Annotated in this window: 20 protein-coding genes; 10 read left to right on the top strand and 10 right to left on the bottom strand. The window is 67.6% G+C overall.

Going from position 1 to position 19,888, the window contains the following annotated elements:
• Positions 1-72 precede the first annotated feature (72 nt).
• Both ACEN9K_RS01940 and ACEN9K_RS01945 read left to right on the top strand, forming a co-directional pair.
• The gene (locus tag ACEN9K_RS01940; RefSeq protein ID WP_495635095.1) at positions 73-957 is read left to right on the top strand and encodes a GAF domain-containing protein; all 885 of its coding nucleotides are present in this window, start codon (positions 73-75) and stop codon (positions 955-957) included.
• Positions 954-1,877 (top strand): SGNH/GDSL hydrolase family protein, encoded by a 924-nt coding sequence (locus ACEN9K_RS01945; RefSeq protein ID WP_134165331.1) that lies wholly within the window; start codon positions 954-956, stop codon positions 1,875-1,877. Before ACEN9K_RS01940 ends, ACEN9K_RS01945 begins: the two co-directional genes overlap by 4 nt.
• Here ACEN9K_RS01945 and ACEN9K_RS01950 read toward each other — a convergent pair.
• Positions 1,874-3,226 carry a uracil-xanthine permease family protein gene (locus ACEN9K_RS01950; protein ID WP_018770294.1) on the bottom strand — a complete coding sequence of 451 codons (1,353 nt, stop codon included), beginning with the start codon at positions 3,224-3,226 and terminating at the stop codon, positions 1,874-1,876. The two genes, ACEN9K_RS01945 and ACEN9K_RS01950, sit on opposite strands and share 4 nt — an antisense overlap.
• Positions 3,227-3,425: 199 nt before the next feature.
• On the opposite strand from ACEN9K_RS01950, the gene ACEN9K_RS01955 reads away from it, so the two are divergent.
• The gene (locus tag ACEN9K_RS01955) at positions 3,426-4,031 is read left to right on the top strand and encodes a malonic semialdehyde reductase (RefSeq protein ID WP_018770293.1); all 606 of its coding nucleotides are present in this window, start codon (positions 3,426-3,428) and stop codon (positions 4,029-4,031) included.
• A 134-nt stretch (positions 4,032-4,165) separates the two neighbouring features.
• Positions 4,166-4,681: a 2'-5' RNA ligase family protein gene (locus ACEN9K_RS01960; RefSeq protein WP_495635669.1), complete on the top strand. Its 516-nt coding sequence runs from the start codon at positions 4,166-4,168 to the stop codon at positions 4,679-4,681.
• On the opposite strand, the gene pgm is transcribed toward ACEN9K_RS01960, so the two are convergent.
• Complete coding sequence (gene pgm / locus ACEN9K_RS01965) at positions 4,678-6,342, bottom strand: phosphoglucomutase (alpha-D-glucose-1,6-bisphosphate-dependent) (RefSeq protein WP_495635096.1); 1,665 nt, start codon at positions 6,340-6,342, stop codon at positions 4,678-4,680. The two genes, ACEN9K_RS01960 and pgm, sit on opposite strands and share 4 nt — an antisense overlap.
• 240 nt (positions 6,343-6,582) lie before the next feature.
• Here pgm and ACEN9K_RS01970 point away from each other — a divergent pair, with 240 nt between their 5' ends.
• Positions 6,583-7,539, top strand: a complete 957-nt coding sequence (locus ACEN9K_RS01970) for a nuclease-related domain-containing protein (RefSeq protein WP_495635097.1) — start codon at positions 6,583-6,585, stop codon at positions 7,537-7,539.
• Here ACEN9K_RS01970 and ACEN9K_RS01975 read toward each other — a convergent pair.
• Positions 7,499-8,425, bottom strand: a complete 927-nt coding sequence (locus tag ACEN9K_RS01975) for a LysR family transcriptional regulator ArgP (RefSeq protein ID WP_018770289.1) — start codon at positions 8,423-8,425, stop codon at positions 7,499-7,501. The genes ACEN9K_RS01970 and ACEN9K_RS01975 overlap by 41 nt on opposite strands.
• A gap of 95 nt (positions 8,426-8,520) precedes the next feature.
• Between ACEN9K_RS01975 and ACEN9K_RS01980 the strand changes: the two genes are divergently transcribed.
• Both ACEN9K_RS01980 and ACEN9K_RS01985 read left to right on the top strand, forming a co-directional pair.
• Positions 8,521-9,093 carry a LysE/ArgO family amino acid transporter gene (locus tag ACEN9K_RS01980; protein WP_495635098.1) on the top strand — a complete coding sequence of 191 codons (573 nt, stop codon included), beginning with the start codon at positions 8,521-8,523 and terminating at the stop codon, positions 9,091-9,093.
• A 35-nt stretch (positions 9,094-9,128) separates the two neighbouring features.
• On the top strand, positions 9,129-9,590 hold the full coding sequence (locus ACEN9K_RS01985) for a DUF4190 domain-containing protein (protein WP_495635099.1): 462 nt from the start codon (positions 9,129-9,131) through the stop codon (positions 9,588-9,590).
• Positions 9,591-9,673: 83 nt separating this feature from the next.
• Here ACEN9K_RS01985 and ACEN9K_RS01990 read toward each other — a convergent pair whose 3' ends face one another.
• Together ACEN9K_RS01990 and ACEN9K_RS01995 are read right to left on the bottom strand one after the other, a co-directional pair.
• Entirely contained in the window at positions 9,674-11,119 is a 1,446-nt protein-coding gene (locus tag ACEN9K_RS01990) for a purine-cytosine permease family protein (protein WP_223993365.1), read from the bottom strand.
• A 122-nt stretch (positions 11,120-11,241) separates the two neighbouring features.
• Positions 11,242-11,940: a FadR/GntR family transcriptional regulator gene (locus ACEN9K_RS01995; RefSeq protein ID WP_056388437.1), complete on the bottom strand. Its 699-nt coding sequence runs from the start codon at positions 11,938-11,940 to the stop codon at positions 11,242-11,244.
• Positions 11,941-12,076: 136 nt separating this feature from the next.
• Between ACEN9K_RS01995 and ACEN9K_RS02000 the strand changes: the two genes are divergently transcribed.
• From ACEN9K_RS02000 to ACEN9K_RS02010, 3 genes are read left to right on the top strand one after another with little or no spacing between them, the layout of a single operon-like run.
• Positions 12,077-13,444, top strand: a complete 1,368-nt coding sequence (locus ACEN9K_RS02000; RefSeq protein WP_018770284.1) for an SLC13 family permease — start codon at positions 12,077-12,079, stop codon at positions 13,442-13,444.
• A 59-nt stretch (positions 13,445-13,503) separates the two neighbouring features.
• Complete coding sequence (locus tag ACEN9K_RS02005) at positions 13,504-14,712, top strand: CaiB/BaiF CoA transferase family protein (RefSeq protein ID WP_495635100.1); 1,209 nt, start codon at positions 13,504-13,506, stop codon at positions 14,710-14,712.
• 1 nt (position 14,713) lies between these two features.
• Positions 14,714-16,228, top strand: a complete 1,515-nt coding sequence (locus ACEN9K_RS02010; RefSeq protein ID WP_495635101.1) for a carboxyl transferase domain-containing protein — start codon at positions 14,714-14,716, stop codon at positions 16,226-16,228.
• Between the two features lie 63 nt (positions 16,229-16,291).
• Here ACEN9K_RS02010 and ACEN9K_RS02015 read toward each other — a convergent pair whose 3' ends face one another.
• The 5 genes from ACEN9K_RS02015 to ACEN9K_RS02035 form a co-directional block, all read right to left on the bottom strand.
• Entirely contained in the window at positions 16,292-16,873 is a 582-nt protein-coding gene (locus ACEN9K_RS02015) for a dihydrofolate reductase family protein (protein WP_134165321.1), read from the bottom strand.
• A gap of 63 nt (positions 16,874-16,936) precedes the next feature.
• Positions 16,937-17,401, bottom strand: a complete 465-nt coding sequence (locus ACEN9K_RS02020; protein ID WP_495635102.1) for a LapA family protein — start codon at positions 17,399-17,401, stop codon at positions 16,937-16,939.
• Between the two features lie 256 nt (positions 17,402-17,657).
• Positions 17,658-17,861, bottom strand: coding sequence for a hypothetical protein (locus tag ACEN9K_RS02025; protein ID WP_018770279.1), 204 nt, complete (start codon positions 17,859-17,861; stop codon positions 17,658-17,660).
• Between the two features lie 131 nt (positions 17,862-17,992).
• Complete coding sequence (locus tag ACEN9K_RS02030; protein ID WP_056388427.1) at positions 17,993-18,217, bottom strand: hypothetical protein; 225 nt, start codon at positions 18,215-18,217, stop codon at positions 17,993-17,995.
• A 148-nt stretch (positions 18,218-18,365) separates the two neighbouring features.
• The gene (locus ACEN9K_RS02035; protein WP_018770277.1) at positions 18,366-19,775 is read right to left on the bottom strand and encodes an amidase; all 1,410 of its coding nucleotides are present in this window, start codon (positions 19,773-19,775) and stop codon (positions 18,366-18,368) included.
• Positions 19,776-19,888: the final 113 nt, after the last annotated feature.

The raw sequence follows: 19,888 nt of genomic DNA on the forward strand, positions 1-19,888 counted from the left end.
TGGCGGCCAGCGGTCGTATTCTTAGAGCAAGGTTTTGCAGTGGGCCCGGTGCGCTGATAGCAGGGCTGGAGCATGGCCGCTGAACCCACGGGGCAGGTTGGCTGGGGACCGCTTCCAGTTACCTCGGAGCCGGTTTTCGACAGCAAGGACGTTGAAGACTACCTCCGGGATGTTACCCGCGACTTCATGGCGGGTATCAAAGGTGAGCGCCGCAGCATCAGCTGGGCGGCCACCCTCTTCCGCCTGGGCACGGCGCGGACCATCGCAGCCAGTACGGAGCAGGCACGCGAAGCGGACCGGGAGCAATGCTCGTTCGCTGACGGACCGGTCATGGAAGCCATGCGCACCGCAGAATTCGTCCTGGTGTCGGACCTGAGCCGGGACCGCCGCTGGCCGGGGTATTCCAGCGCTGCCGCGGCCCATGGGGTGCAGTCCCTGCTCTCCGTCCCCATCCTCACCGAAGGCGGGACCAGTGCCGCAATCAATCTTTACGCGCCTTTCCCGCACGCCTTCACCAGCGATGACCTGGTGCGCAGCCAAAGCTATGCCCGTGAGGTGGCGCGGGCCATGCATGTTGTGGTCCGGGTGGCCGAACGCGCGGAAACGACGGCGGGTCTCGCCGTCGTCCAAAGCTCCCTGGTCCTGGTGGACCTCGCCGTGCGCAGCCTGATGAACGAATACGGACTCACCCGGGAGGGTGCGCTGCGGTTCCTGCAGACGCAGGCGCTGCACCACGAGCTGGATCTCCGGGACGTGGCATTGAACGTTGTGGCCCCCGCAGGGATGGACCTCGGGGTTGGGCAGCCGTCGGGGCTGCGGCAGGAAACGTACGACGGCGTGGCGGAGCTCCCGCGGCCGTCGCCGGCGGGGCGGGACTTTCCAACCGGAAGGTCGGCCCGCAAGGACGCTGCGGCGGGGACGGAACCCCCGCCTGCTGCGGAAGGGAGGACAGCATGACTATCGGGAAACAGGAACTGCGCTCCATCGCGGAAGGACCGGGCAGGCACCCCTGGCACCGGTTCGTCGCCCTGGGGGACTCTTACACCGAAGGGATCGGCGATCCCGAGCCGCACAGCCTGGGCGGCCTCCGGGGCTGGGCTGACCGCGTGGCGGAGGAACTGGCGGACAGCCAGCCGGACTTCGCCTATGCCAACCTGGCCATCCGCGGCATGCTGCTGCGGCAAATCCTCGACGGGCAGCTGGCACCGGCCCTGGCGTTGAAGCCCGACCTGATTGCCATGTCCGGCGGTGGCAACGACATCGTGTTCCGCCACGGCGACCCGGACAAGCTGGCGGAAAAGATCGACGAGGCCGTGGGCATCCTGGCTGACACGGGCGCCACCATCCTGCTGTATGCAGGTCCCGATTGGGGGAACACGCCGGTCTTCGGCAAGATCCGCGGCCGCGTGGCGGTCTACAACGAACATCTCCACAGGATCGGGGCCCGGCACCACGCCATCATGGTTGACCTTTGGTGCCTGCCGGAGCTGCAGCATGCGCTGATGTGGGACCCGGACCGGCTGCACCTGTCCCCGCTGGGCCACCATTCCGTAGCGGTGGCCACCCTCAACGCCCTGGGCGTACCGCATACGCTCAGGCCGCTGCAGCCGCGGCCGCTTCCCGCGCACGGCTGGACGCAGGCCCGGGCCGAAGACCTGGTCTGGGCCAAGCAGTACTTTGTGCCGTGGGTGCTGAAGCGGATGCGGCCCCACCAGGTCAGCGGGTTGGCGGCCAAGCGGCCGCAGCCGGTCCCGGTGTTCGGCCTTGGCCGTCCCGGTCCCTTCCCGCCCGGACATCCCGCGGCCAGGACCTCCGGACCGGGTTATGACGGACAGCCTGGAGTGGACCCCGGGGTGGAAACCGGCAGGGTGGCTTAGCGCTTCCTGGGGGAGCGCTTGGCCGCGGCCTTCATCGCGGCCTTCGCTGCCGGAGGCAGTACGCCCTGCTCGGTTTCGGGTTCGGCCACCGTTCCGCGCGCCTTCGCGACGGCTTTCATGCCGTGGTAGATCACCAGGGCGGCAGCTGAACCCAGGGCGATGCCGGTGAACTTCAGGTCGCCAATGGTCCAGGTGTAGTCCGCGATGCCGATGATCAGGGCCACTGCGGCAGTGGTCAGGTTGACCGGGTTGGAGAAGTTCACCTTGTTCTGGACCCAGATCTTCACGCCCAGGATGCCGATCATGCCGTACAGCATCGTGGCGGCCCCGCCCAGCACGCCTGCCGGGACGGTGGCGATCAGTTCGCCGAACTTCGGCGAGAAGCTGAGCAGGATGGCGAACATGCCCGCCACCCAGTAGGCCGCCGTCGAATACACCTTGGTGGCCGCCATGACGCCGATGTTCTCCGCGTACGTGGTGGTGCCTGATCCGCCGCCCAGGCCGGCCAGCACGGTGGCAGCACCGTCTGCCATCAGCGCGCGTCCGGAGACGCCGTCGAGGTTCTGTCCTGTCATGGCGGCAACGGACTTCACGTGGCCGATGTTCTCTGCCACCAGCACCAGGACCACCGGGACGAACAGGCCCAGGACGCCGATGTGGAACTCGGGGGTCTGGAAATGCGGCAGCCCAACCCAGGCTGCGGCGTCCATCTTGTCGTACTTCACCTCGCCGCGGAGCATGGCCACCAGGTAGCCCACCACAACGCCAACCAGGATGCTGAGCCGGCCCAGGATTCCGCGGAACAGGACGCTGACCAGGATGATGGTGACCAGTGTGATGAGGGCCGTAATCGGGGCGGCGTCGAAGTTCTGCTTGGCGGCGGGGGCAAGGTTCAGGCCGATCAGTGCCACGATGGCACCCGTGACGATGGGCGGCATCAACCGGTTGATCCAGCCGGCGCCGAACTTCTGCACCACGGCCCCCACCAGGGCCAGGGTGGCGCCGGCAAGCACCACGCCGCCCAGGGCGCCGGGGATGCCGAACTGCGCCTGCGAGGCGGTGATGGGTGCAATGAAGGCAAAGCTTGAACCCAGGTAGCTGGGCACCCGGCCCTTGGTGACCACCAGGAACAGCAGCGTGCCGATCCCCGAAAAGAACAGCGTGGTGGCGGGCGGCATCCCGGTGATGATGGGAACCAGGAAGGTGGCGCCGAACATGGCCACCACGTGCTGCATGCCCACGCCGATGGTCAGGGGCCACGCCAGCCGCTCATCCGGGGCCACCACCTGGCCGGGCTTGATGGTTTTGCCGGTGCCGTGCAGCTTCCATTTGATTCCGAGCATGCTCATGGGAAGGAATGCCTTTCAGGGGGTGCCGCGAGGGGGCGAAGATCAACTCGCTCCAGAATACCGCCAAGTGTTTGTGCGGGCCCGCTGTGGCCAAGGTCACCCGGCGTCACGGGAAGAGGAGGAAAGCAGTTGAAGTTGCAACTATGGAAAGCATCAGAGGCCACCCCGGCAGGCGGGCGGCGCAGCGAAAGGTAAGCCAATGACCATTGCCCACGAAGAAGCGGTTATCGATTCGGCAGCCGTGGACGCCATCTTTGCCCAGGCCCGCACCGCCAACTCCTTCACCGGCGAGGTGACCGAGGAGCAGGCCCAGGCCATCTACGAGCTCACCAAGTTCGGCCCCACCGCGTTCAACTCCCAGCCGTTGCGCGTCACCTATGTCCGCTCGGCTGAGGCCCGCGCCACCCTGGTGGATGCCCTGTCCCGCGGCAACCAGGCCAAGACGGCTTCCGCCCCGCTGGTGGCCATCCTCAGCTACGACACCGACTGGGCCGGCAAGTGGGACGACTTCCTCCCCGGCTACAACGCCCCCAAGGCCATGTACGACGCCGACCCGCAGCTCGCCGCAGCCACGGGCAACAACAATGCCCACCTGCAGGCCGGCTACTTCATCCTGGCCGTCCGTTCGCTCGGTTTCGCCGCCGGCCCCATGACCGGCGCTGACTTCAACGCCATCGACGCCGCCTTCTTCCCGGCCGGCGACCAGAAGAGCTTCCTGGTGGTCAACATCGGCCAGCCGGGCGAGGACGCCTGGGGCGAGGCAAAGCCCAAATTCTCCTACGACGAGGCTGTCCGCACCGTCTGACGCCCCATCACTTCCTGCGTCTTTTCTCCAAACGCCCCATCACCTGGTGATGGGGCGTTTGGGTTTTTTGGGCGGGATGTGATGGGGCGTTCAGAGGCGTGGAGGTGGGCCGGTGGGAGACTGGGCGTATGCCGATGCGGAACCTCATTTTTGTGGCCTTCGTGGAACCGGTGGCGGACGGCCAAGTTTTTCTGCGGACGGAGTGGCCGCTGCACGTCACCCTGGTGAGGTTCGACGCCGCCGCCACGGACGGTGCCGACGTCGCCCAAAGCATCGCCGCGCTTGCAGATGGGCCGGCCAACGCAGCGCTTGGCGCGGAGCTGACCGTGGGGGAGGACGCCGCCTTTGGCCGCAACGGGTCCGTCCCCGTCAACCTGGTGGAGCCGCACCCCGCCCTGCAGGAACTGCATGAGCGGCTGGTGCAGGTGGTGGTGGACGCGGGCGGCAGGATCCTCACGCCGCGCCACACGTTGTCCGGCTACCGGCCGCACGTCTCCCACCAGGCCACCCCAGGCCCGGACGCCAAGCGCCTCCACCGGGGCGACGCCGTCGTGCTTGACAGCGTGGCTTTGGTGGACATGGCGCCCGGCGGCGACCACGCCATCAGGCGCATCCTCCGGTTGTGGAGCCAGGAACCTTCGCAGTACTAGGCGATGACGCTGTCCACCAGCGCCTTGGCCTCCGCCTGCACCTGCTTCAGGTGTTCCTCGCCCTTGAAGGACTCGGCGTAGATCTTGTACACGTCCTCCGTGCCGGACGGGCGGGCCGCGAACCAGGCGTTTTCGGTGACCACCTTCAGGCCGCCGATGGGCGCGCCGTTCCCTGGCGCCTCGGTGAGCTTGGCGGTGATCGTCTCGCCCGCCAGTTCCGTGGCGGTAACGTCCGACGGCGACAGCTTGCCGAGTGCAGCCTTCTGCTCGCGGGTGGCGGCGGCGTCGATCCGGGCGTAGACGGGGGCGCCGAACTGGTCCGTCAGCCCCTTGTACAGCTGGGACGGGGAGCTGCCGGTGACCGCGGTGATCTCCGAGGCCAGCAGTGCCAGCAGGATGCCGTCCTTGTCCGTGGTCCAGACGCTGCCGTCCAGCTTGTTGAAGGAGGCACCGGCGGATTCCTCGCCACCGAACGCCCCTTCACCCGAGAGCAGGCCGGGAACGAACCACTTGAAGCCAACGGGCACCTCAACGAGCTTGCGGCCCAGGCTCTCGGCCACGCGGTCGATGATGGAGGAGGACACCAGCGTCTTGCCGATCACCGAGGCGGGGTTCCAGCCGCTGCGGTTGCGGTAGAGGTAGTCGATGGCGACGGCCAGGTAGTGGTTGGGGTTCATCAGCCCGCCGTCCGGGGTGACGATGCCATGGCGGTCGGCGTCGGCGTCGTTGCCCGTGGCCACGTCGAATGCGGGCTGGCCGGAGGCGGCGGCGTCGGACATCCGCTGGATCAGCGACGCCATGGCCGACGGCGAAGAGCAGTCCATGCGGATCTTCTCGTCCCAGTCCAGGGTCATGAAGGCCCACTGCGGGTCCACCGTGGGGTTCACCACGGTCAGGTCCAGGTGGTGGCGCTCGCCGATCTCGCCCCAGTAGTCCACGGACGCGCCGCCCATGGGATCGGCACCGATCCGGACCCCGGCATTGCGGATGGCGTCCAGGTTCAGTACGGACGGAAGATCGTCCACGTAGCTGCTCAGGAAGTCGAACTTGCCGGTGGTGTCTGCGGCCTGGGCGTCCGCCAGCGGGATCCGCTTCACGCCGCGCAGCCCGTTCTCCAGCAGCTCGTTGGCGCGGTTGGCGATCCAGCCGGTGGCATCCGAGTCCGCCGGGCCGCCGTGCGGGGGGTTGTACTTGAAGCCGCCGTCGCCGGGCGGGTTGTGGCTGGGGGTCACCACGATGCCGTCGGCCTGCGGGGCGCCCGGCGCGGCTTTCCGGTTGTACGTCAGGATGGCGTGGCTCAGCGCCGGGGTGGGGGTGTACCCGTGCCTGGCGTCGACGAGGACCTGGACGCCGTTCGCGGCGAGCACCTCCAGCGCGGAGTTCTGCGCGGGCTCGCTCAGTGCGTGGGTGTCCTTGGCCAGGAACAGCGGGCCGGTGACGCCCTGCGCAGCCCGGTATTCCACGATTGCCTGCGTGATGGCAGCGATGTGCTGTTCGTTGAACGAGGCCTTGAGGCTGGAGCCCCGGTGCCCGGAGGTGCCAAAGACGACGCGCTGGCCGGGATCACCCAGGTCCGGCGCAACGTCGTAGTACGCGTCAAGAAGCGCAGTGATGTCAACAAGGTCCTGGGGTTGGGCAACTGTACCCGCGCGGCTAGCCATGGCTCCAGCATGCCAGAACCTGGCAGGAGTCCAAACGACCCGCCCATAATCCGGACCCTGTGACGCGCAATGTGCTCGTCAAACCAAGTAGTCCACCTGAGTACCCGGCCCGGAAAGTACCTATATACCGGCCCTTTGACGCCCTGCTACCTTTCAAAAAATTCCAGGAAACAAGGGAAAGGAACGGACGACGGCGGGCCGCCGCCGGAGTCCTGTCCGGCTAGGAAACGGGGACGTCCAATGGGGGCAGGAGACGGGGCAGCGGAGCAGTCCAGGCTGGCTGCCGAGCGCGTTGCGAGGCTGAAGCGCCAACTCGACCAGGCCGAACGTTCCACGAAGGCGTGGGACGCCGGCGCCGCAGGGGAGCGGGTGGTGGCCGACAAGCTCAGCGAACTGGTCCCGCGCGGCTGGTACGTCCTCCACGATGTCCACTGGCCCGGCCGGCCCAAAGCGAACCTTGACCACGTCCTGGTGGGCCCCGGCGGCGTGGTGGTGATCGACTCGAAGAACTGGACCGGTGAGGTGCGGGTGGCTTCCGGGGTGCTGTGGCAGGGCCGCTTTGCGCGGACCCAGGCAGTGGAAGGGGCCCTGGCCCAGTGTGCTGCCGTGGCCTCGGTGCTGACTCCGCCGCACCGCCGCCTGGTGCGTCCACTCATCTGCATGTCCGCGCAGCCCGACCTTTTCGGGGTGACTGAATCCGACGTTGCCGTGGCCGGTTCCCAGCGGGTGGTGGGAGCCATCGAAGCGCTGCCGGCCGTGCTCGACCAGCAAACAGTGGTGGGCCTGTACGCGCACCTGGGCCAGCAGCTCACCCATGAACAGGAACCAGGCATCACCGCTTTTCGCAGCGTACGGCCGGGAACCGTGGTGCGCCCGGCGGGAGCATTGCCCCCGGCCGGCCCCGCAGCAACTCCCCGCGGGAAGCCCGGCTCCCCGGACGAAACGCGCCGCAGCCAAAGTGCATCCCGGCACCCCGCGGGGCGGGCCCTCCCCCCGCGCGGAACGAAGGCAGGACAACCCACAGGGCACAGGGCGGGAGCGCCGGCCGGAACGCGGACCGGGGCGTCGGCGGGATCGGCGCGCCGCGGCAGGAACGGCAAAGCGCAGCAGCATGGCGGCACCAGTGGAGGGAAGCTTGCCCTGCTGGCGGCCTTCGTCATTTTTGCCGTCTATATCCTGCCCTACTTGGGCCGCTAGCCTCCGGCGCATCTCCTGGCAGCAGCCGGTCTTTGGCGGCCGCGCGGACTGCTCCGGTCATCCGGTTGAGCCGTTCCGAGTCCAGGGTCCAGGCCTGCCAGTACAGGGCCACGTCCTGGTGGGGGCCGTCCTCGAGCCGCACCAGGGCGCCGGACTCCAGCTCGTCCGTGAGCTGGAGCTCCGGAATCATCCCCCAGCCCAAACCGGCTTTGACTGCCGCGAGGAATCCCTGGGACGAAGGGACGGTGTGCGTTGGGGGAAGCTGCCGCAGGCTCCTGGCCGTAAGCAGCTGCTCCTGCAGGTTGTCTTTCGTGTTGAATTTCAGGACCGGTATTGCCGCCCAATCCACGCCGCCGGACACGGAGAACCGCCGGCGCAGCCCGGGGGTGGCCACCGGAACGTACCGCATGGAGCCCAGCAGTTCCACCCTGCACCCGCTCACCGGGACAGGGTCCGACGTCACCGCTCCCATGACCTCGCCTTCGCGGAGCAGCTGGCTGCTGTAGCCCTGGTCCTCAACGTGGAGATCGAGGGCTGAGTCCTCCCACGCGGCGGCCTGATGCAGGACGGGGACGAACCACGTGGCCAGTGAGTCCGCGTTGACGGCCACCGGCAGCTGGGCCCGGGCCGGCGACCCTGCGCCCAGTGCCGCCGCCGTCTCCGCTTCCAGCACCTGCACCTGGCGGGCCATCCGCAGCAGCAGCGCGCCGGCGTCGGTGGCCGTGCAGGGCAGCCTTCGGCGGACCAGGACCTGGCCTACCGACGCTTCCAGTGCCTTGATCCGCTGGCTCACGGCGGATGGCGTGATCCGGAGCAGATCGGCCGCTGCCTCGAACGTTCCTTCGTCGATGACAGCCACCAGGGCCTTCAGGTGCTCAAGATTCATGAAGACATCCTAATGAATACCAAGAATCATTAATTTGCCTATATGTTATGCGGATCCTACCGTCAGTAGGTATGTGGACTGCTGGAATAACGGGAATGCTCACCGGGATCGCGCTGATCGTGGCGATCGGCGCCCAGAACGCCTTCGTGCTGCGCCAGGGCATCCGGCGCGAGCACATCGGGGCGGTAGTGGCCGTCTGCATGGCCGGCGACGCCTTGCTCATCGTCGCTGGCACGGCCGGCATCGGGGCGTTGGTCACCCGGTTCCCCGAGGCGCTGGAAGTCCTGCGCTGGGCCGGCGCCGCGTACCTGCTGTGGTTCGCCGCGCGGTCCTTCATGGCGGCGGTTAAACCCTCCACCCTGGCGGAGCAGGCGCCCAAGTCGAAGAACTCGGTGATCGCCACCACGGCCGCCCTGACCTTCCTGAACCCGCACGTCTACCTGGACACCGTGGTGCTGCTGGGCAGCCTCGCCAACCAGCAGGGAGCCGATCTGCGCTGGGTCTTTGCCGCAGGCGCAGTCACCGGAAGCGTGCTGTGGTTCTCCGCCCTGGGGTATGGGGCACGCGCGCTGGCTGGAGTGCTCGGCAGCCCGCGAACGTGGCGCTGGATTGATGCTGCCATCGGTGTGCTGATGCTGGCCCTGGCCATCCGCCTGGTCCTGCACTGAAGTAGGCTGGAGCCGAGATCCGCAGGGGAGAAACCATGAGTAACCAGCCATCCCAGGGGCCTGACTACCAGCGTGACGGTTCGCCGTGGCCCAGCTACCGGCCGCCGGCCGAGTACGGACGGGGACAGTACGGGCAGGGACAGTACGGCCAGCCCCAGTACAACCCGGGCTCCTACAACCAGGGCCAGTACGGCCAGCCGCAGTATTTCGGCCAACCGTCCTACTATGGCCGGCCGGTGGAAGCGAAGACCCTGAGCATCGCAAGCATGGTCTGCGGCATCGCCTCGGTCATCACGGGTTGGCTGTTGCTTCCGCAGTTTGCCGCCATCATCACCGGCCACCTGGCCCTCCGGCGCGAACCCTCCGGCAGGGGGATGTCCATCACCGGCCTGGTGCTGGGCTACCTGTGCCTCCTGGGCTACGGCGCCCTTTGGCTGCTGCTCATCATCGGCCTGGCGATCGCCGGCACCCCCGGTTCCAATACGGGCACCTTCTAGCCCTGGCCGGCTGGGAAAGCACGGCGACGGCGGCCGGGCACCTGCGCCCGTGCCGCCGTCGTGCCTTCTGCCGCCGTCGTGCCTTACCCCTTGACTGCTGCGGTGGCGGGCACCTCTACCGGATACCCGGGGTAAATGGTCTCCGCCGGCGCGCGGTTGGTGGCCTTGGCCCAGGGGTAGTAGACGGCCAGGGTGGCAACGATTCCCACCAGCCAGGAAATGTCCGCGCCGCCCAGCAGCTTGGTGACGGGGCCCGTGTACAGCGCCTGCGCCAGGAACGGGACCTGGATGACGACGCCGATTCCATAGGAAACCAGGGCGGCCACGTTCCAGCGGCCGTAGCGGCCGTCCGGGTTGTAGAGGGCGGGGATGTCCAGCCGGTCCCGGGAGACCTTGTAGTAGTCCACCAGGTTGATCACGGACCAGGGCGTGAAGACCATGAGCAGCAGGAGGACGAAGTTCTTGAACAGGTTCAGGAAATCCTTGCTGGCGAACAGTGCGATGAGCACGCTGGCGCCGATTACCGCCACGATGAAGGCAATTCGCACGACTTTGGAGACGGTATCCCTCCGGTTGACGGCGGTGCTGATGGTCACGCCGCACATGAAGGCGCCGTAGGCATTCAGGCAGTTAACCGTCAGCTTGCCGGTGACGATCATCAGGTAGATGAAGATGGCGATCAGCCCGCCGCCGGCGAGATCGCCCATGTAGCCCACCTGGTTCTTCAGGAAGTCCCCGCCCAGCTTGGCGGCGGAGAGTCCGCCGGCCAGGGCGCCCAGGGTCATGGCCCACTGCGCCCCGCCCACCGAGCCGGCGAAGGTGTACCAAAAGGTCTTCCGTTCCGAGGTGTCCGCGGGAAGGTAGCGGGAGTAGTCGGCAACGTATGGGCCGAAGGTGAGCTGCCAGCCGGCACCCAGGGCAACGGCGGTGAGGAACGTGGGCCATTCAAAGCCCTTGACCATCATCACCTGGGTGATGTCGAACTTGGTGGCAACCGCCAGGGTCAGGTACAGGAAGCCTGCCAGGCCCAGTACGGTGGCGATGCGGCCCAGCGCGTGGATGTACTTGTACCCCAGGATGGCCAGCAGGGCCGTTGCGGCACCGAAGACCAGGATTCCGACGGCGGGCGCGTCCACTCCCAGCATGAGGTTTATCGCCTGCCCCGAGAGGACGGTGCCTGTTGAGGCGAACCCGACGTACATGAGGATGACCAGCACCAGCGGAATCACGGCCCCGTAGACGCCGAACTGGGCGCGGCTGGAGATCATCTGCGGCAAGCCCAGCTTGGGACCCTGGGCTGAGTGGAGGGCCATGACCGCGCCGCCCAGCACATTTCCCACCAGCAGGCCCACTATTGCCCAGAAGGCGTCCGCGCCGAACACCACGGCCAGGGCGCCGTCCACGATGGCGGTGATCTGGGCATTGGCACCAAACCACAGGGTGAACTGGCCGCGCGGGTGTCCGTGCCGCTCGCCCGGTGGGATCATGTCGATCGATCGTGCCTCAACGGCGGTACTGCCTCCGGCCATGGCCTAACTCCTCAGTGATGGAAACGTAGGGTCCATCACACCGGGTTTGGCGGCCGGCCAACACCCGCAACCGGGTCCTGCTGTCCGGGAAACCAGACGCCTCCGCGTGTCGCGCGGCCTGGCTAGCGGAGCAGTTCCACGTCCGAGACAAGCTCGATGTGCGCCAGCATGGCGTCCGCGGCCGCCGCCGCGTCCTGGGCCCGGACGGCATCGGCGATTTTCCGATGCGACGCCAGGGACTGTTCGGGCCGGCCGGGCTGCCCCAGCGACTCCATCCGCGTTTCCAGGATCATCTCGGCGATGAAGGCCATCAGCTGTGCCAGGACGGACGAGTGTGCTGCCGCGGTGATGGCCTGGTGGAACAGTTCGTCGCCGTGGGTGCCGCGGTCGCCGTCGTTGATTTCCCTGGCCATGACGTCCAGGGCATCGTCGATGGCGGCAAGGTCCTGGTCGGTCCGGCGTTCGGCGGCGAGGGCGGCAAGCTTCACTTCCAGGGTGCTGCGCGCCTCCACGATTTCGGGAAGCCGGCTTTGGTGCTCGCGCAGGCCCTTGATGACCGAGGCTACGCTGGGCCGCCGGGCCAGGACTGCGCCGGTGCCGTGCTGCACGTCGATGACGCCAAGCACTTCCAGGGCCACCAGCGCCTGCGCCAGCGTGGCGCGGGAAACCCCAAGCCGTTCGGCAAGGTCGCGCTCCGCCGGCAGGAGATCGCCCGGCCGGAGCTGGGCGGACTCGATGTAGGCGAGGATCTGCTCCACCAGCTGCTCGTACAGCCGGGGCCGCGTGACGCGTTCCAGGCCCAGCCGTGCTGTCTTCTCCACAAAGCCCTCCCTCGGGGTCGTAGGGACCAGAATACCTCCTTCGTCTATTGACAGATAGACTCACTGTCTAAGAGGCTAGTCCAGTGAGCCAGTAACTCACGTCACATTCTTTCTTTCCCCCAACGGAGGACCAACGATGTCCGCTCCTGTCTTATCGATCATCATCCTCGCGGCGATGTTTCTGCTCGCCACCGTCCTGCCCCTCAACATGGGCGCGCTCGCCTTCGTCGGCGCGTTCCTGCTCGGCGCCCTGGTGCTGGGCATGTCCACCAACGAGATCCTGGCCAACTTTCCCGGCGGCCTCTTCCTCACCATCGTCGGCGTCACCTACCTGTTCGCCATAGCGCAGAACAACGGAACCATCGACCTGCTGGTCCGCGGCGCAGTCCGCCTGGTGGGCAGCCGCGTTGCCCTCATCCCGTGGGTCATGTTCGCCATCACCGCCGTCATCACCGCCGTGGGCGCCCTGTCTCCCGCCGCCGTCGCCATCATTGCCCCCATCGCCCTGAGCTTCGCCGGCAAGTACAAGATCAGCCCGCTGCTCATGGGCATGATGGTGATCCACGGCGCGCAGGCGGGCGGCTTCTCGCCCATCGCCGTCTACGGTGTCACCGTCAACGGCATCCTGGCCAAGACGGACCTTGCCTTCAGCCCCACCGCGCTGTTCCTGTCCAGCTTCATCTTCAACCTGGTCATCGCCCTGGTGCTCTTCGTGGTCCTCGGCGGCAGGAACCTCATGTCCTCCAAGGTGGGACAGTTCGTGGAGCAGGCAGCTGAGGCACGGATGGCCGTCAGCGTCGGCGCCAAAGCCGGCGCCGACGTCCCCTTCAAGGGCTTCGGCTCCGGCATGTACGGTCCCCGGGACCCCGCAGGCGACGGCGTCGCGGCCACCAAGGAGCGCAAAGAGCGGATTCCGCAGCTGGTCACCATTGCAGGCCTGATCGTGCTGGCCGTCGTGGCCCTTGGCTTCAAGATGGACGTCGGCTTCGTCTCCATCACCATCGCCATTGTGCTGGCCCTGGTGTCACCCGCAGCCCAGAAGGGGGCCATCAACAAGATCAGCTGGTCCACCGTGCTGCTGATCTGCGGCATGCTGACGTTCGTCGGAGTGCTGGAGGAAGCTGGAACCATCAAGTTCGTTTCCAGCGGCGTTGCCGGAATGGGAATGCCGCTCCTGGCCGCCCTCATCATCTGCTTCATCGGTGCCGTGGTATCCGCCTTTGCCTCCTCCACCGCCATCCTTGCAGCGCTCATCCCGCTCGCGGTTCCGTTCCTCTCCACCGGCGAGATCGGCGCCGTCGGCGTCATCTGCGCCCTCGCAGTGTCCGCCACCATCGTGGACGTCTCACCGTTCTCCACCAACGGCGCGCTGGTTCTGGCCAATGCCCCGGAAGGCGTGGACAAGGACCAGTTCTACAAGCGGATCCTCGGCTACAGCGGCATCGTGATCGTGGCCGGCCCCGTCCTGGCATGGCTGGCGCTGGTGGTGCCCGGCTGGCTCTAGCCGCCGCTGCCCCACACCGGCGGCCGTCCGCCACCCGTTCCAGAAAGGAAACCCAAACCATGAGCACCGAGAACCGCCAAGGCCCCCTGGCCGGGCACACCGTCGTCGACCTCAGCCGCGCACTGGCCGGGCCCCACGCAGGCATGATGCTGGCGGACCTCGGCGCCCGCGTCATCAAGGTGGAGAACCCCGGAACCGGTGACGACACCCGCGGCTGGGGGCCGCCCTTCGTCGGCCCCGAAGACGACCTCCAGTCCACCTACTTCATGTCCTGCAACCGCAACAAGGAGTCCATCAGCCTGGACCTGAAGAGCGGCGACGGGCAGACGGTGCTCCGCGGCCTGCTGGAGCGGGCGGACGTGGTGATCGAAAACTTCCGGCCCGGGGTCATGGACCGGCTGGGCTTCTCCACCGCGGCGATGCATGAGATCAACCCGCGGCTGGTGATCCTGTCCATCACCGGGTTTGGCCACGACGGGCCCGAGTCCCAGCGCAGCGGCTACGACCAGATCCTGCAGGGCGAGGCCGGACTCATGTCCCTCACCGGGTCAGGGCCGGACGACCCCCAGCGCGTCGGCGTTCCAATTGCCGACCTGCTTTCCGGGATGAACGGCGCCTTCGGCGTGCTCGCGGCGCTGGTGGAGCGGACCCGGACCGGCCAGGGCAAGGTGGTACGCACGTCGCTGCTGGCATCGCTGATCGGCGTCCATGCCTTCCAGGGCACCAGGACCACCGTTGCAGGCGAAGTTCCCCAGGCCCAGGGCAACCACCACCCGTCCATCGCCCCCTACGGCCTGTTCAACTGCAAGGACGGCAGCGTACAGATCAGCGTCGGCAGCGAGAAGCTGTGGGCGTCCTTTGCTGCGGCCTTTGGCCTGGAGCCGGGTGCCCCCGGCTTTGCCAGCAATGTCGAAAGGGTGCGGAACCGTGCGGGGGTGATTGCCGCCGTCGAACGCGCCTTTGCCGGCTACGGTGCGGCGGAACTGCTGGCGAAACTGAACGACGCCGGGATCCCGGCAGGGAAGGTCCGCTCGCTGGACGAGGTGTACGCCTGGGAGCAGGTGGCATCCCAAGGGCTGGTGGTGGATGTGGACCACCCGCTGCTCGGAAAAGTGAGCCTGCCCGGCCCGCCGCTGCGGTTCTTCGCTCCCGGGGATGCGGCCGAAACCACCCCCACCCAGCACGATGCACCGCCGCTGCTGGACGAGGACGGGCCGGCAATCCGCGAGTGGCTGGGCCTGGCTTCTGCAACGGCGGGGGCCAAATAGCATGCCGACGAGGGAAAAGGTGTGGCACCTGAACGCAACCGAACTGCTGGACGCCGTGGTGGACCAGGGCTCGTTCGTCTCCTGGGACACCGAACCGGAACAGCCGGACGTCTCTGACGAGTACGCCCGCGACCTGGTAAAAGCGCGCGAACGCAGCGGCGCCGATGAGTCGGTGGTCACCGGCGCCGGCCTCATCCGCGGCCGCCGCGTTGCGCTGATCGTCAGCGAATTCTCCTTCCTGGCCGGCTCCATCGGCCATGCGGCGGCGCAACGGATCGTTGCCGCCGTTGAACGCGCCACCGCGGAGGGGCTGCCGCTGCTGGCCGGGCCTGCGTCCGGGGGAACCCGGATGCAGGAAGGGACGCTCGCGTTTTTGTCCATGGTGAAGATCACCGGCGCCGTCCGGGCGCACCGCCAGGCCGGGCTGCCGTACCTGGTCTACCTGCGGCACCCCACCACCGGTGGCGTCATGGCATCGTGGGGTTCCTTGGGCCACATCAATGTGGCGGAACCTGGGTCCCTGCTGGGCTTCCTGGGTCCCCGGGTGTACGAGGCGCTGTACGGCGAGGCGTTCCCGGAGAACGTGCAGGTGGCGGAGAACCTCTTCCACAAGGGACTGATCGACGGCGTGGTGGAACCCGGCGATCTTGCAGACCTGGTGGGCCGGGCACTGGACATCCTCTCTCCCGGGGGCCCGGTGGCTGCGCGCCCTGCCCCTCCCGAGACCCTCAACGTCCGGCCTTCAACAGTTGACGCCTGGACGTCCATCGGGATCTCCCGGCGTCCCCGGCGGCCGGACCTGCGCCAGCTGCTGAGGGTCGGCGCCACCGACGCTCTCCCCCTGAACGGAACCGGACAGGGGGAGAAGGACCCCGGGTTGCTGCTGGCACTGGCGCGTTTTGGCACCCAGTCCTGCATCGTCCTGGGCCACGCCCGCCCGCTTCGGAAGGACGCCGCCGGGATGGGACCGGGTTCCTTGCGGGAGGCGCGCCGCGGCATGAAGCTGGCGGAGGAACTGCGGCTGCCGCTGCTCACCGTGATCGACACCGCCGGCGCTGCTTTGTCGCAGGAGGCGGAGGAGGGCGGACTTGCCGGCGAAATTGCGCGCTCGCTGCACGAACTGATCGGTCTGGAATCGCCGTCGGTGTCCGTGCTGCTTGGCCAGGGCGCCGGGGGAGGTGCGCTGGCACTGCTGCCCGCGGACAGGACCATCGCGGCCCAGCACAGCTGGCTTTCACCGCTTCCTCCGGAAGGTGCCAGCGCCATCGTGCACCGGACCACCGCGTTCGCCCCGGCCATGGCCCAGGCGCAGGGAGTGAACGTGGCCGCGCTGTACGCGAACGGCCTGGTGGACCACATTGTGGATGAGCGGGACGATGCTTCTCTGGAGCCGCGCGAATTCTGCACCCGGATGGCCCGGGCGATTGAGTTTGAGCTGGGCTCGGTGGCCGGCGTTCCCGTGCCGGAACTCGTGGCTGCCCGGGCGCGGAAGTTCGCATCCCTCGGCGGCAGCTGACGGTTGCCACTTGGCCGTGGGGGGCAGGCCCGGGAGGCGCCGGAGTATCGGTTCCGGCGCTTCCTACGGCTGGTCCGGCACGTAGAGGGCCATAATGACGCCCGTGGCGGTGTGTTCGGCTTCGAGGAGCCGCAGCGGCGTTTTTGTTGCCCCGGTGAAAAGCTGGTGACCGTTGCCCAGCACCAGGGGATGGATCATGAGCAGGTACTCGTCGATTTGATCTGCCGCCATAAGGCTGCGGATCAGCACTCCGCTGCCCATGATCACGAGGTTCCCGGGGAAGGTTTCCCGGAGCTCCTTCACAGCCGCCGGAACGTCCCCGCGAAGGAGCGTTGAGTTTGGCCACTCAAGCTTCAAGGCGGGGTCACCGGAAGCGACGTACTTGGGCGTGTTGTTCAGGGCGTCCTTGAATGGACCGCCCTGGGCGTTCCATGACGACAGGAGCTGCACGTAGGTGCGCCGTCCAAAGAGGAAGGCGTGGCCGGCGCCCATGCGCCCGCCCATCTTCTGGACTGTCGCCTGGTCGGCACGCGGAACGGCCCAGCCGCCGCCGGTGAATCCTCCCCGGGGATCTTCGTCCGGGCGCCCCGGTCCCTGCATGACGCCATCGAGCGTCACATGGTTCATCACCACGACCTTGCCCACTGCGGTCAGCCTTTCCGTGGCGGGAAGCGCCCGCGGCGGCGGGCGGCACCCGCTGCCAAGGGACTACCTCCTGGACTGGAGTCTGGTCCGGTGGGCGTTCCTGCGCAGCTGCAGGATGCGCGCTCCGCCTGCCACGGCCACCAAGACGCCGCCTGATACGGCAGCGATGAACATTGCCATCCCCAGCGGGACGGACCCCTCAAAACCAAGGAACCGGACCAGGGCCTGGCCCTGGTTCTGCAGGATGAAGACGATCAGCAGGATCAGGAGCACCAAGGATGCCACGACACCTGCCCAGATGACTCCGGCGCGGGTGACCTTGCGTTCAGGGACTCCACGGCCCGTCGCCGCTGTCCCGGTGGCCGGTGTCCCCGTTGTTCCGACTGTTCCCCCTGCGTCCGGTGCGTAGGACGGCGCGCCGCCGTAGGTTGCGGCCCGGTCTCCCGATGGCTGCGCTGCGTTCGACGGCGTGGTGGCATCCGGTTCCTGCCGGCCTTCCGGCCCTGGCGTGTACTGTCCTGCGCTCATGTCCGTCCCCTTTCCCAAAATGCTAAGCATGCTTATTGTCTAACCATAGACGCCCCGGTTGACGCGGCACAACGACCGGTACCGCGTCCTGCGTTAGGAATTGCGTCATGACCGGCGCAATGACCTGCGCAGGAAAAGGGTGCGGGGGAGCTGTCGGCCAGGAGGGGCCCTCACGTGAGAACCCCTCCTTCCGGCAGTCTGGCCGGACCATTTTCGGTCCGGTCCGGTCAGCCCGGCCCGGGTCTCACCGCCCGGGTCAGACCCTCTCCTTGCTCCGTTCGGCGGAGGGGGTGCGGGGCGCAGGCATCCTGCGCCAGTTGGGGAAGGCCCAGAACGTGAAGTCCGGTGCCTTGACCGGCTCCTCCGGAGTTTCCGCAGGGGCTTCCGTTTCGGCTTCAGGCCGGCGCTTGGTTTCTTTCCTGGCGCCCCACCCGAAGTCCTTGTTCGATGCGTAGCACATCACAGACCTCCTCATGGTGACTGCCCTTTAATCGTCCTCCTGATTGGCGGGGGAGTCGATATGCCAACGCAGTCCAGGGGCAACGAATGCACCAGAGGCCTCCGCTGCGGCAGGAGTAATGTCCGCGATTGTCAGGCGCCGTCAACCACGTCCTGTGCCTCCTGCGGGCGGTGGAACTCGCAGGGCCCCTGATGCCGGAGGGGGAGGAGGCAGGTCCGTCCCGTGGGCAGGTGGACCAGCGCGCACCGGCCGGTCATCGCCAGGTCTTCCCTGACGTTCGAGTTGCTCATGTCTGGACGTCCGTCGTCTGCCGTCATGGTGGCTTCGGTGCCTGGGGCAGGGTGTTCAACGTTCATGGTGGGGCAACTCCTCATCGGGCGGAGGGCGAATGGAGGGTGCTGAAAGGTGCTCCTTCAAGTGTGCGCCGCCAGGGTTACCAGCGGATTAAGCCGGTGTTAGGAGCAGGTCAACATCTGCCCTCCGGCGAAGCTTCCCGAAGTTTCCCTAGTAGCCCAGCTGGTGGGCCACCTGCAGGAGGAGGGCTTCGGAGCCCATGGGGCCAACAAGTTGGATTCCCATGGGAAGTCCACTGCCGGCGCTACCCGCGGTCCAGTGCACGGGAACGGTGATGGCCGGCAGGCCGCACACATTCACCATGGAGGACCACGGGGCGTATTCGCACTGCTTCCGGTAGTCGCCGTCGGCGTCCCCGGGCCACTGCGCCGACGGCCAGCGCTCCCCGCCATGCGCCGTGCCGGTAAACCATCCCACCGGCCGCGGCGTCTGCGCCAGGGCCGGCATCAGCATCAGGTCCCACTGCCCGTACTGCGCCACCGTGTCATGCTGGAACTGCCGCAGGAATGCCAGTGCCTCCGCGAGCTTGGCGGGGCTGCGCTGCTGTGCCCGACGGCGGAAGGTCCGCGTCAAGGGGGCCAGCAGAGCTTCACGCGTCGGACTGATCCTGGCTGCGCCCACCCCGGCGGTCCACGCCGTCGTGAAGGCATCCGGGTAACGGTTGTCGTAGCGGACGGATGCATCACCCAGGCTGTGGCCGGCGTGTTCCAGGAGGGCCTCACCGGCACGGAGCGCGTCCAGGGCGTCCTGTTCGGGCGTGAAGGGAAACGTGCCGGACCACGGGCTGTCCAGGGTGACGCCGATCCGCAGCCGCGGCGGCTCCTCTTGTTGCACTGCCCGGAGGTAGTGGTTTCCCGGGACCATGACGTCCATCATCAGCGCCGCGTCCTCCGTGCTGTGGGCAAGGGGACCGGGCACCACCAGCCGCGCGGGATCGCCGGCACTTTCCCCGGCTGCCACCAGCCCCCGGCCCGGCTTCAGGCCCACCAGGCCGCATGCTGCCGCCGGGATGCGGACTGACCCGCCGCCGTCGGTCCCCGGAGCGAAAGGCAGCAGCCCCGCTGCCACGGCCGCTGCACTGCCGCCGGACGAACCTCCCGAACTCCTGCTGGGTGCATGGGGATTGCGCGACGGCGGTGCGATGCGGTTTTCGCTGTAGGCCGTCAGTCCGAATTCAGGTACCTGTGTCTTGCCCAGCGAAACCACGCCGGCGTCCTTGAAGAGGGACACCAGCGGAGCGTCGGCGGGGGCGGGTTTGTGGTCAAGGGCGGCACTGCCGTGCGTGGTCACCACCCCGGCCACGTCCGTCAGGTCCTTGAAGGCAAGGGGCATGCCGTGCAGCACAGGCAGGTCATCGGCGTCGGCGCGGGCATGCAGGGCATCGGCCGCCTTGGCCTGGTCCATGGCCTGTTCCGCGGTCACGGTGATGAAGGCGCCGAGAAGGGCGTTCCGCTGGCCGGTCCGGGCCAGGAAATGGGCGGCGGCCTCCGCGGCGGACACTGCTCCACTCCGCAGGAGGTCCCGCAGGGCCAGTGCCGAAAGCTCATGGAGTTCAGTCACGGAACCGGGACTCCGTTTGCGCACCGGCAGGCCGTTCCGTGCGGGCGGCCGGAGCCGGGGGTGCGGGGAGGGCGGCGGGCTGTTGGGACATGAAAACCTCCTTGGGCTTCACC

The organism is Pseudarthrobacter sp. Pseusp20, assembly GCF_059492155.1.